Source organism: Erwinia sp. 2186 (assembly GCF_057812255.1).
Genome location: NZ_CM173824.1, coordinates 2,438,561 through 2,450,453, shown reverse-complemented (window position 1 = coordinate 2,450,453; position 11,893 = coordinate 2,438,561). Strand labels below are relative to the sequence as shown.

Genomic DNA, 11,893 nt, shown 5'->3' with positions numbered 1-11,893 from the left:
CTCGTGCCCTACCGTTCGAAAACGCCGAGGTACTACCATGAACCAGACCCGTGCAGGGACATTGCCCGCCAGCCGCTGGGGGAAACTGATCCCCATCGCCTTTATCACTTACAGTCTTGCCTATCTGGACCGCGCCAATTATGGCTTTGGTGCGGCGGCCGGACTGGCAGAAGATCTGAATATCACCCCAGGCATCTCTTCTCTGCTGGGCGCCCTGTTCTTCCTCGGCTACTTCTTCTTTCAGGTGCCTGGCGGGATTTATGCGGAAAAGCATTCGGCAAAGCGTCTGATTTTCTGGAGCCTGATCCTCTGGGGGATACTGGCTGCGGCCACCGGTATGGTGCACAACATCGCCCTGCTGGCGGCCATCCGCTTCCTGCTGGGTGTGGCGGAAAGCGTGGTGATGCCGGCGATGCTGATCTTCCTCAGCCACTGGTTTACCCGCGCGGAACGCTCCAAAGCCAACCCCTTTTTGTTCCTCGGCAACCCGATTACCGTGTTGTGGATGTCGATCCTCTCCGGTTACCTGGTTAATGCCTTTGGCTGGCGCGGAATGTTTATTATCGAAGGGGTGCCCGCTATCCTCTGGGCCTTTATCTGGTGGGCGGTGTACGCCGACCGGCCGCGCGATGCTAAATGGCTGAAAGAGAGCGAAAAGCGATCCATCGAAGAAGCGCTGGCGGCTGAGCAGGAAAATATCAAACCGGTTAAAAACTATCGGGAAGCGTTTCGTTCACCGAAAGTGCTGGCGCTGGCCTTTATCCACTTCTTCTGGAATATCGGCATGTACGGTTTCATTATGTGGCTGCCGTCGATGCTCAAATCCGCATCCGGGCTCGGCATCGTCGCTACCGGCTGGCTTTCTGCCGCCCCTTATGTGCTTGCCATTCCGCTAATGCTCGCCGCATCCTGGTTCTCCGATAAATTCCAGCAACGTAAATTGATCGTGGTGCTGTTCCTGGGACTGGGCGCCGTCTGCTTTATCGCATCGTTCAGCATTGGTGCGTCGCACTTCTGGCTCTCCTGGGCACTGCTGGTGATCGCCGGCGGCGCAATGTACACGCCGTACGGTCCGTTTTTTGCCGCCATACCTGAAATGATCCCGCGTAACGTGGTCGCTGGCGCCATGTCCTTTGTGGTGTGCTTTGGTGCGCTGGGTTCCTTCGTCGGCGCGTGGATTGTCGGTTATCTGAATGGCGTCACCGGCAGCCCGGATGCGTCTTATGTCTTTATGGGCGGATCGCTGGTGTTTGCAGTGCTGTTGACCGCTCTGACCCGGTTCAGCAGTCAGACGCCGGTCGTGGCGAAAACCACGTCAGCTTACTGACCACAGGGAGGTAAAAATGACCATGAAACCGACCCGTTCACGCCTGAGCATTTTGATGATGCTGTTTGTGGTGACCGCGATAAATTATATGGACCGCGCTAATCTCTCGGTGGCCGGTTCCCATATTCAGGGACAATTTGAGCTGTCCCCGACGCAACTCGGACTGCTGTTCTCGATGTTTACCTGGTTTTATGCCATGAGCCAGATCCCGGTGGGCTATATTCTCGACCGGGTAGGCTCCCGGATCCTGTATGGCAGCGCTATCGTGCTGTGGAGCGTCTTCACCTTTGTGATGGGCTTTGCGTCTCACCATATCTTCGCCACCGCGACCGCATCCTTTGCGATGCTGCTGGTCTGCAGGGCGTTAATTGGCGTGGCGGAAGCGCCCTCATTCCCGTCCAATACCAAGATCATTGCCAGCTGGTTCCCGGACCATGAACGGGCGCGCGCCACGGCGTTTTACTCCAGCGCGCAGTACATTGGCCTGGCCTTATTGACGCCGTTACTGTCGTTTATCGTGGCCGAATATGGCTGGGAAGCCTCGTTCTATCTGTCGGGCGGCGTGGGAATCATTTTTGGCATCTACTGGCTGATTGCCTACCGCGATCCGCAGGACAGTAACAAGGTTAACGACGCCGAGCTGGCCTACATACGTGAAGGTGGCGGTTACGGCTCGGCCAATCAGCAAGGGGGAAATGGCAAAGTAAACTGGGCCAGCGTGAAGCATATTCTGCGTCAGCGCACCGTCTGGGGACTGTTTATTGCCCAGTTTGCGGCCTCCTCCACACTCTATTTCTTCCTGACGTGGTTTATTGTCTATCTGGAGAAAGGACTGGGCTTATCGATTGCCAAAGCCGGTATCGGCGCGATGTTTCCTTACCTGATGGCGATGGCTGGGGTGCTGTGCGGTGGAACCCTGAGCGATATGCTGCTGAAAAAAGGCCACAGCCGCACCTTTGCCCGCAAGCTGCCGGTGATGGCCGGTTTGCTGGTGACGACGTCGATCGCGCTGGTGAATTTCTTCCAGCACAGCCCGACCATCGCCATCGCCATCCTGTCAGTGGCCTTCTTCGCCAATGCGTTTTCCAATCTGGGTTGGGTGGTATGCAGTGATGTGATCCCCCGCCATCTGATTGGCACCATCGGTGGATTTCTCAACATTTTCGGTAACCTTTCCGGGATTATCAGCCCGATCGTGATTGGCGTGATCCTGCAACGCACGCAAAACTTCCAGTATGCCATGTGGTATATCGCCGCCGTGGCGCTGATCGGTTTTCTCGCCTACTTATTACTGGTGGGTAAAATTGAGGTGATTTCGCTGCCGGACGATCGGGGGCAAGAAAAAGAGCCGCAGAAACCGTTCAAAAACCCGTCCAAAGCCTGAGGATTTGTTATGAAGCAGAAAGAGATAGTTGCCAGCGTGGTCAGTGCCGCGCATGACGTCAGCAACCAGTCGCGCACCATTGAGTGTGCGGATGACCAGGTGCTGGTACAGGTTGAACGTGGCGGGATTTGTGGCTCGGACATTCACTATTTCCAGCATGGTCGTGCGGGGATGTCAGTGCTGAAAGAGCCAATGACGCTGGGCCACGAATTTGTCGGTCGCATTGCGGAAGCACCGGCAGACAGCGGGCTGAAGGTCGGTCAACGCGTGGCGGTAAACCCTTCCCAACCCTGTAACGCCTGTGAATTCTGCCTGTCAGGTAAGCAGAACCTGTGCCGCACCATGAAATTTATGGGCAGCGCACAGTTCTTCCCACACGTTCAGGGCGGCTTTGCCAGCTTTGTCGCGGTCAGCCCGGCGCAATGTGTACCCTATTCCGATAAGGCCGATGCAAAGGTGATCGCCTTTGCCGAACCGTTGGCCGTGGCAATTCATGCGGTACATCAGGCGGGTGACCTGGTCGGCAAAAAAGTGCTGGTGACCGGTTCCGGACCGATTGGCTGTCTGGTGATTGCGGCGGCCTTTGCGGCAGGCGCTTCAGAAATTATCGCCACCGATATGAGCGATCGTTGCCGTGCGCTGGCGTTGGAAATGGGCGCCTCGAAAGCGGCCGATCCCACCGATGGCGAGGTTACCGGTAAATGGCAGGAAAACAGCGGCTATTTTGACGTCTGCTTCGAAGCGTCTGGCGCGCCGGCGGCCATTGCTTCCACCGTGGGCTTTACCCGTCCGAAAGGTCGGATTGTTCAGCTCGGCATGGGTGCCGCGACGGTTGACTTCCCGCTGGGCTTGATGCTGGTGAAAGAGATTGAGCTGGTCGGTTCATTCCGCTTTATCAATGAGTTCGACATTGCCGTGCGCTGGCTGGAGAGCGGGCGAATTAATCCTCTGCCGCTGCTTTCTGCGGTGTTCCCGCAGCAGGACGTGGTGAAAGCGCTGGAGATGGCCAGCGATAAAAGCCAGGCCGCCAAAGTCCAGCTGACCTTTAGTTAATGCTGACTGCCCGGGATCGCCATCCCGGGCACTCTCTGCAGGCATGAAATACGCGTTCTCACAGAATTCTAACTTTGTTTGAAATTCTCGATATATCATTTTATTTTAAAAGTAAAACATTTGGCATGTCGCAGTGATTATTTTTAAGCATGAAATTAGCATAAACTGCACCAATAGCACCGGTCATTAAGGACTTCTCTTCGCTAAGGTTATTCAAGTCCAGGTCAACAGGGAACCGAGACGAGAAATCTTCTCGTTGTATTATAGTATTTCCATAAATCCCATGGCATAAGGATTTAGCACTATTAACACCTCGGGCGTCGGCAGTTTTAAAATAATGACTAATATCAGACTCTAAAATATCCATAATTTCACCTGAAATATTCAGGCCTTCTGCTCTTATTGCCTGGCGGGACATATATATTCCTGGGGCCCCATTACACCAAGCATTGAAGTCAGTATCATTATCATGAAACTCAACCCCTTTCCAACCCGATTTTATTTTGAAGCGTTTTTCATAATTAAGAGACTTAAGAATTAACGTGTTTATGTCCTTGCTATTCAAAATGTTATTTGCAAGTACAAGCGAATAAGCAATGCCTGAATTACCATGCGAGAAACCCGTCCATTTCTTCCCCCATGTAATGCATTCATCATCAATTTTTTTTGAACTACTTAATATTTGCCCTACTAAATATGATATAATGGAAAGTAATTTGTTATTAGGGGATTTAGAATATACTCTACAACATAATATTAGGATCCCAGAAGCACCACTAATAACATCAAACTTTTTATTCCTATTAAAAAATGAAATGACATTTTCTAATCTTTTCATAAAGCGTTCAACGTGTTCCGTGCCAAAGTTTTTTACAAACAGATAGTCAATGTATAAAAGCCCTCCATTGGACTCGAAGATACCATAAGTATCGCCTTCCCTTTGCGCATCCGCTTTCTCATAAAGATTGAATAAAGCATTTTCTTTTAAAAGCGTTGGGGATTCTATAAAATCACACAACTGAATTATCATTGGTCCAGCAAGGCCGTCATAAAGATCATCATTCCTTTTAAGGATCGTTGTTGCGCCAAAGTAGTCTTTTTTAACACCCAGCCATACATCATTTCCATTATGTTTGACTGCACTCCCCTTAAGGAAGTTGATGTATTCCTGATTATCGTTACTACTTGTATTCAGAGGCTTTACTGATGGTAGCAGTGACCATAAGGACATATTCAAAAGATGCCGCTGATACAACATTGCATGAGTGGAGGCTTCATTATTAAGATGTTTTTCATTAAGTTCTTTGAAGGTATATAGTTTTTTGAAAAACTCCGAATTTTCATCAAGTTCAATTTTCGTTTTGTCCCCGAGGAAAAACTCACCATTAAGTATGTCATAATAGAAAATTGGAATTATATTTTGATAAATAGACTGAAACTCATATTTAATTATCTCTATGGGCTTTGTTTTATCATACACTGCACATGCTATAAAGAGCGATCTAAGTTTAGGGAAAAGCGTGTATCTGGGATGACTTGAAAAATTAATCACATCACCGTAGTATTTGCTCGATCTCAAAAGGAGACGTCCAGGTAACTCTTTTTTATTGATTAGAATGCTTATAATTTTTATGTTTTTACTAAAAGCATTCATCATGCACTCAAATCCTTTGGCAACGGATTTTCTTAACTCACAATTTGATATGTCAGACCGATATCTTACAGGCCTGTTATGGAAGTTGGGGATCTTAACAGTTTGCTTGCCCTTGATGATTTCATTATCTTCATCAATGTACAAAACCTGTTTTTCAACCTCACCATTGAGATCTCTTTCACCGATGCCGCAAGTGAAGCGATCAACTGTACTTCCAGAAAGGCCTGGAAGAATGCAGGTAGTAAGGACTGAATTTGAGAAATCACTGGTCTTTATTACGCCAGAAAAAATACACTCTAAATCTACAAAGAAGGGAATATCATTTGAACATATAATGTTTTCGAAATGAAAGTCACCTGCATTAAGCATATGGAATAGCCCTACGGCTGCACCAATGTTTTCATAAAAACGTGAAATTTCTTCAGATGACAAACTGTCTTTAAAGGTTATCTTTTCATGCCAACTATGTGTAACCCTATCAATGCATTTAGGAATGCCAATTTTCAAATATCCTAAATCATGCTTTAATAAATCCAAAAGCTCACAAACAATGAGTTCATTTTTTGCAGTCCGTGGTTTATAAATAATCTCAAGTGAGTTAGTAAACACTATCTTTGAGACGCATTGGCCAAAAGAATGGTAATCACCCATTGAAATGTCGATTTTTGATACTCTGTAATCTGCCATATCAAAATTTCTGGCAACGATTTCTTTATCAGAAGCAAGGTTATGCAAAACATCGGTAAAAGAATACATCATATGCCCAGCATAAGATGTGACTTTATCAAGCAGTGAAGGATAGGTAGTAAATAACTTATCCCAGCTATCCATCTTATTTTTAGTTGATGCATTCATTTTAGAGATGAAAAGGCACAACTGCCGAATATCCTCAGGCAATTTAATTTTAATCTGATTATAAAAATCATTTTCTAACGCATCTAAATTATGGCAAACATCCCTAAATTGATAAAAAAAAGATTTTACCTCATCGGCTATTGCGTTTGTTAAAGTATCTTTAAAAACACATAAGAAATCATTAGCATTATTTAGAGAAAGATCATAATGATAAAATCGATCGCGAATTCTTTCTCTATTGGCTTTAACAAATAAAGTCTCAGGGTGAATAGTCTCTTCGCATTCAAATACCCCCCCTACTACCTCACTATAAATATCTTTGGCTTCAGGATATTTTTTGAGGATGGCTTCTAATGTTTTCGTATATGCATTCATATTTTCAGGCGCCATTTTATAAAAATGGGGTTGGATTAATCAACCCCATTTAATTTCAACAATTAATAAAGCGTTGAAGTAATGATGCTACAACAACCCAGTTCGGTACACATGAAGTTTTCCTGATGATGCTTGACTGACTCTAATGAGTCTTCTACATTACCGAATTCTTCAAGATTGCACTCTAAAATCTCATTGGTCTCTGCGTTAATTTGTTCCATAATAATCTCCAGTAGTGGTTGGTTTTTAAAAAACGTGGTTATTTAAAGGCTTCTATTAACCTCATCATGTAAAAAATGAAAGTAATACCTCCTTTATTTTGCATTCAGCTTTTCAGTAAGTTTTTTCTCGATAACCGCATATACATCATCGAAGTTTTTTTCTAAAAGTTCAGACAACCGTTGATCATTCTCATTAACCTTCGGCGCTAACCGGCTGATGATGGTGCACGTTTGAGCCGTTATGAAATAGATAGGGTTCATATTGCTATCCTCTAATTTTATCAATTTGGACTGATGATTAATCAGTAGCGAACTCATTTCTTGTAGAGAATTTAATGTACTCAAATGAAAAAATCCATGGCAAAATCCATTAATGAGAAATTTATGATATTTAAAATCCGAATGATTTTTTTATGAGAGTTTCATGAAAATTTCATGAGAACAATGCACCTAAAATCAATAAGTTATCTTCTCCCGCCCTAACCACATCCCTGAGGTGTTTCTTTCGGTCGCCGACTTGGAGATAACTCATTTTGATTTAACGGGTGATGATCTGGCTTATTTCATCCATTATTTTGGTAAAAGATAATTACTCAGATTACGATCGGGCAGGATAAAGGGGGGAGATTAGCCAGTCAGCTATATACGGCGATTCACTCGGAGGATTTGGATGTCGAGAAAAATGGAAGTTAAAGGCTAATTGCCCATAGATTATTGATATCTGCCCGGGATCGCCATCCAGGGCATTTTTATATATGTTGCCTTATTTTTTTAGCGGCAATCCACCACCAGTCTGCCGCGCACCTTTCCGTCCAGCAGCTCAACGGCTCTCTCCGCCACCTCGTCCAGCCTACAAACACCGGCAAGACCGGCCAGTTGTTCTGGTGACAGTAAAGACGCCAGCCTTTGCCAGACGGCTGCGCGACGCTCTGCCGGATAGCGTACGCTGTCGACGCCTTTCAACGTCACGGCACGCAGGATAAAAGGCGCGACGCTGGCAGGCAGATCCATCCCCTGAGCCATGCCGCAGGCGGCAACCGCGCCGCCGTAATTCAGGCTGGCACAAACGTTACTCAGCGTATGGCTGCCAACGGTGTCCACCGCCGCGTTCCAGCGGGATTTTTGCAGCGGCTTGCCGGGCGCGTTCAGCTCATCGCGGTTGATGACCGCAGAGGCCCCCAGCGATTTCAGCAGCCAGTCATTTTCCTCAACCCGCCCGGTCGAGGCTTCAACGGTGTAGCCCAGCGCCGCAAGCAGGCTGATGGCAAAACTGCCCACGCCGCCCAACGCGCCGGTTACCAGCACCGGACCTTGCTCAGGAGTGATGCCACAGGCTTCCAGCGCCTCCACACAAAGCATGGCAGTGAAACCTGCGGTGCCAATCGACATCGCCTGTTGCGTCGTTAAAGAAGATGGCAGCGGCACCAGATGCTGGCTGGCGACTTTTGCTTTCTGCGCCAGACCACCCCAGCTGCTTTCGCCGACGCCCCAGCCGGTCAGCAGCACCTTATCGCCCGGTTTGAAATTCGCGCTGTCGCTTTCACTAACCGTGCCGGCAAGATCAATACCCGGCACCATCGGGAAGGATTTAAGGATTGGGCCGCGCCCGGTGATGGCTAACGCGTCTTTGTAATTCAGCGAGGAGTATTCAACGTCAACCACCACGTCACCCGCCGGAAAGGCCGACAGCTCAAGGTTTTCGATGCGCGCCCGATAGCCTTCGTCATCTTTACGGACCATAAGTGCTTTAAACATACTGACTCCTTTCAGACCGTGGGTCTGTTTTAATCAGAAAGACTCAGCAGGCCAGGCCTGCCAGAAAGTGATGAATAAACAAGACTGTTCTGCATTATCCGCTGCCAGTCACTGAATGCTACCCCGATCTGCTACAGTTGGGGCACCGGTTTTTTTTCTTCACTAAAGGGAAAGCATATGGAAACCTCAAAACAGGCGCTGATTATCGGTGCTTCACGCGGGATTGGACTGGGCCTGGCCAACACCCTGGCGCAGCGCGGCTGGAAAGTGACGGCCACCACCCGAAATAACGCCCCCCTTTCCGATTCAGGCATTTACTGGCTGACCGCTGATATCAACGAGCCCACCCAACGGCAGACGCTGAAGAATGCCATTGAAGAGCAAACCTTTGACCTGATCTTCGTCAACGCCGGTGTATTTGGGCCGGATCATCAGGATATCGAACAGGCCAAAGATGATGAGCTGGCCACACTGTTCCTGACTAACGCCATCTCCCCGGTGCGCTGCGGCATGGAATTACAGCCGCTGCTCTCTTCAACCGGCGTACTGGCGTTGATGACCTCTCAGTTAGCCAGCCTGAACGAAAATACCAGCGCAACCTACCCGCTCTATTCCGCCAGCAAGATGGCGCTGAATATGCTGTCCCGCACGTTAGCGGCTAAACTGACCACCGGCCAGACGCTGTTAAATGTTCATCCGGGCTGGGTGCAAACGGATATGGGCGGAGAAAACGCCACTCTCACCATCAACGAGAGCACCAGCGGCATCGTCGATCAGTTGCAACTCTGGTCAGGCAAAGGCGGCCATCATTATATTGATTACGCCGGCAAGCAGCTTAGCTGGTAGCCAATGACGTTTTCTGAATAATCGTTTTTCTTGCCATTCGTAACGTGATGGTTTGTACTGCCGAAGTTTAATAACTTCGGCAGTACAAACCATCACGTTTAATTTGAACTCCTGGATTTTTCCTGGGTCTTAATCTGGGTTAAGATACCGTTGCGTTTTTTATGACAAGGGCTGAGAAGCGGGTATCGGTTTAAAAACGCAATACTCTTTCGAGTAATGGAGATAGTCACTAAGGGATTTAGAAAAAAATGAATAATGATTTCATAAAATGGTTTGTGGCCATAATAAGATTTTTAAGTCTGATTATCACCCCCCTGTTATTAACATTTTTTATCGCAACATTTATCGTCTATTACTTCTCTCTAATCAGCTTTGCCTATATTATTTTGGGTGCTTTCGTAATAATTATTCTGCTCGCTGCGTTGGCCGGTTAACACCTGTCATAGTGGCGCTTCGCTCACGTTAATTCTATAAGGATATATTTTAATGGAAACCTCTACACACACGCTTTCTGACGGCATTGTCCTGACGCTTCGCTCTCCTGCGAACAGCCACAACACTCCGGTGATTATTCTGTGCCATGGCTTCTGCGGTATCAGGGATATTTTACTGCCTGATTTTGCAGAAGCATTTACCCGCGCCGGATTCGCGACCATTACCTTCGACTATCGCGGTTTCGGCGATAGCGATGGTGAACGCGGACGTCTGGTACCCGCCATGCAGATTGACGATATTATTGCTGTTGTGAATTGGGCCAAAGCGCAGCCCTCGCTGGACGCACAGCGTATTGGCCTGTGGGGAACATCATTTGGTGGCTGTCATGTATTTGGCGCCGCAGCCAGAGAACCGGCCATAAAATGCATTGTCAGCCAGCTGGCCTTTGCGGATGGAGAAGAGATCGTTACAGGAAAAATGAATGACTCAGATAAAGAGGCGTTTCTGTTAACCCTGAATAAGATGGCTGAAAAGCAGAAGATTACCGGAAAAGAGATGTTTGTTAGCGTTAACCGCGTTTTGAGTGATGATGAGTCAAAAGCTTTCTTTGAAGAAAACAGGTCGCAGTATCCCAGGATGGATATCAAAATACCCTTTCTTACCGTACGAGAAACCCTGCTGTATAAACCTGCCCTGAATGCGGCACAGGTCACCTGCCCGACGCTGGTAGTTATCGCCGGCGAGGACCGGGTTAATCCACCTGAGCAGGGGCGCGCGTTGTTTGAAGCGGTCGGTGCTAAAGAAAAAAGGTTATATGAGCAAGCCGATGCCCGTCATTACGACATCTATACCGGCGAGCACTTTAAGCAGGTAATCGACGTTCAAACCTCATGGTTTAAAACCCACCTGTAATACCGCTGAAATCGCACGGCGGGATTATCATCGCCGCCGCGTTGAAAACGTATCGCAATTTGAAGCCCAATGTTAAACCGTAAACACCGTGCGTGCGGCGCTGTCATCCACTTCCCAGACCTCCGCTACGCGTGACAACGTCACTTGATGGGTGGCGAGCTGGAATCCAGCCGGTACGGCGGCTTTCAGCAATCCTTTCAACGTACGCAGTAATCCCCGATCGGACACGCTGCCCAATCCGCTGCCCATCAGGGCGATTGCCTTTGAGCGCAGAATTGCGCTGGATAAGGTGATCTCATTGCCGCTCATTGACCCGACCTGCACAAAGCGCACTGGCTTGCCGTCTTCCGCCATTTTTGCGGCGGATGTCAGCAACTGCCCGGCGGACTTGCCCCACAGATAATCGATCACCACATCGACACCCTGCGCAAACTGTTCGCCGAACTGTGCGTTTAACGCTTCCTCTTCCTGCGTCAGCGGGATCACCACATCTGCCCCTAACAGCATCAGTTGCTCCAACACGGCGGGATTGCGTCCGGTAGCGATAATCTTTTTGGCCCCGAGATAGCGGGCAATCTGCACCGCCAGCTTGCCCGATATGCCGGTTGCGCCATTGATCAGCACCGTTTCGCCGATCTGCAGCTGCGCCCGTTCCGTTAATGCCGCCCAGGAAGACATTCCGGGATTGGCAATCGCGGCCGCAGTTATGTCGTCCAGATCATCCGCCAGCGCGATGCACTGAGCGGCCGGCACTAAGGTCTGCTCTGCCATGCTGCCGTAAGGCGCTACCGGCTTGATAAAATAGACCCGCTGCCCATCGTCCTGAATACCCACGCCATCAATACCGGCGATAAACGGGTATTGCCCGCTGGCGCTGTAATGGTTGCCTGACGCGCGATTTTTTACCAGATGACTCAACGCCGCGGCTTTCACCACGATCCTTTGAGCATTGTCCGTGGCGACCGGTTCTGCAAAGTCCCCGTAAACCGGTAACTGCCCTGCTTTTGTTACTATGGCTGCTTTCATGAATTTCCCTCTGTCGGTGCATGAATAATTAGGTGTATAATGCACACATT

Annotated in this window: 10 protein-coding genes; 5 read left to right on the top strand and 5 right to left on the bottom strand. The window is 48.5% G+C overall.

Annotated features, from left to right (window positions below; genetic code table 11):
- Positions 1–37: 37 nt before the first annotated feature.
- The 3 genes from ACXKZG_RS11355 to idnD are packed head-to-tail and all read left to right on the top strand — an operon-like array spanning position 38 to position 3,764.
- On the top strand, positions 38–1,327 hold the full coding sequence (locus ACXKZG_RS11355) for an MFS transporter (protein WP_488876213.1): 1,290 nt from the start codon (positions 38–40) through the stop codon (positions 1,325–1,327).
- A 22-nt stretch (positions 1,328–1,349) separates the two neighbouring features.
- Entirely contained in the window at positions 1,350–2,711 is a 1,362-nt protein-coding gene (locus tag ACXKZG_RS11350; protein WP_488876257.1) for an MFS transporter, read from the top strand.
- Between the two features lie 9 nt (positions 2,712–2,720).
- Complete coding sequence (idnD, locus tag ACXKZG_RS11345) at positions 2,721–3,764, top strand: L-idonate 5-dehydrogenase (protein ID WP_134824183.1); 1,044 nt, start codon at positions 2,721–2,723, stop codon at positions 3,762–3,764.
- Positions 3,765–3,864: 100 nt separating this feature from the next.
- On the opposite strand, the gene lanM is transcribed toward idnD, so the two are convergent.
- The 4 genes from lanM to acuI all read right to left on the bottom strand — a co-directional run bounded on the left by lanM (position 3,865) and on the right by acuI (position 8,624).
- Positions 3,865–6,648: a type 2 lanthipeptide synthetase LanM gene (gene lanM, locus ACXKZG_RS11340; protein WP_488876212.1), complete on the bottom strand. Its 2,784-nt coding sequence runs from the start codon at positions 6,646–6,648 to the stop codon at positions 3,865–3,867.
- 62 nt (positions 6,649–6,710) lie between these two features.
- Positions 6,711–6,869 (bottom strand): hypothetical protein, encoded by a 159-nt coding sequence (locus ACXKZG_RS11335; RefSeq protein WP_013202246.1) that lies wholly within the window; start codon positions 6,867–6,869, stop codon positions 6,711–6,713.
- Positions 6,870–6,962: 93 nt separating this feature from the next.
- Positions 6,963–7,130: a hypothetical protein gene (locus ACXKZG_RS11330; protein WP_013202247.1), complete on the bottom strand. Its 168-nt coding sequence runs from the start codon at positions 7,128–7,130 to the stop codon at positions 6,963–6,965.
- A gap of 510 nt (positions 7,131–7,640) precedes the next feature.
- A complete protein-coding gene (gene acuI, locus ACXKZG_RS11325; RefSeq protein WP_488876211.1) occupies positions 7,641–8,624 on the bottom strand; it encodes an acrylyl-CoA reductase (NADPH) in 984 nt (327 codons plus the stop codon).
- 177 nt (positions 8,625–8,801) lie between these two features.
- Between acuI and ACXKZG_RS11320 the strand changes: the two genes are divergently transcribed.
- Both ACXKZG_RS11320 and uilS read left to right on the top strand, forming a co-directional pair.
- Positions 8,802–9,470, top strand: a complete 669-nt coding sequence (locus tag ACXKZG_RS11320; RefSeq protein ID WP_151037405.1) for an SDR family oxidoreductase — start codon at positions 8,802–8,804, stop codon at positions 9,468–9,470.
- 486 nt (positions 9,471–9,956) lie between these two features.
- Entirely contained in the window at positions 9,957–10,817 is an 861-nt protein-coding gene (gene uilS, locus ACXKZG_RS11315) for a UilS family quorum-quenching N-acyl-homoserine lactonase (protein ID WP_134824190.1), read from the top strand.
- 72 nt (positions 10,818–10,889) lie between these two features.
- Here uilS and ACXKZG_RS11310 read toward each other — a convergent pair whose 3' ends face one another.
- Positions 10,890–11,843, bottom strand: coding sequence for a quinone oxidoreductase family protein (locus tag ACXKZG_RS11310; RefSeq protein WP_488876210.1), 954 nt, complete (start codon positions 11,841–11,843; stop codon positions 10,890–10,892).
- Positions 11,844–11,893: the final 50 nt, after the last annotated feature.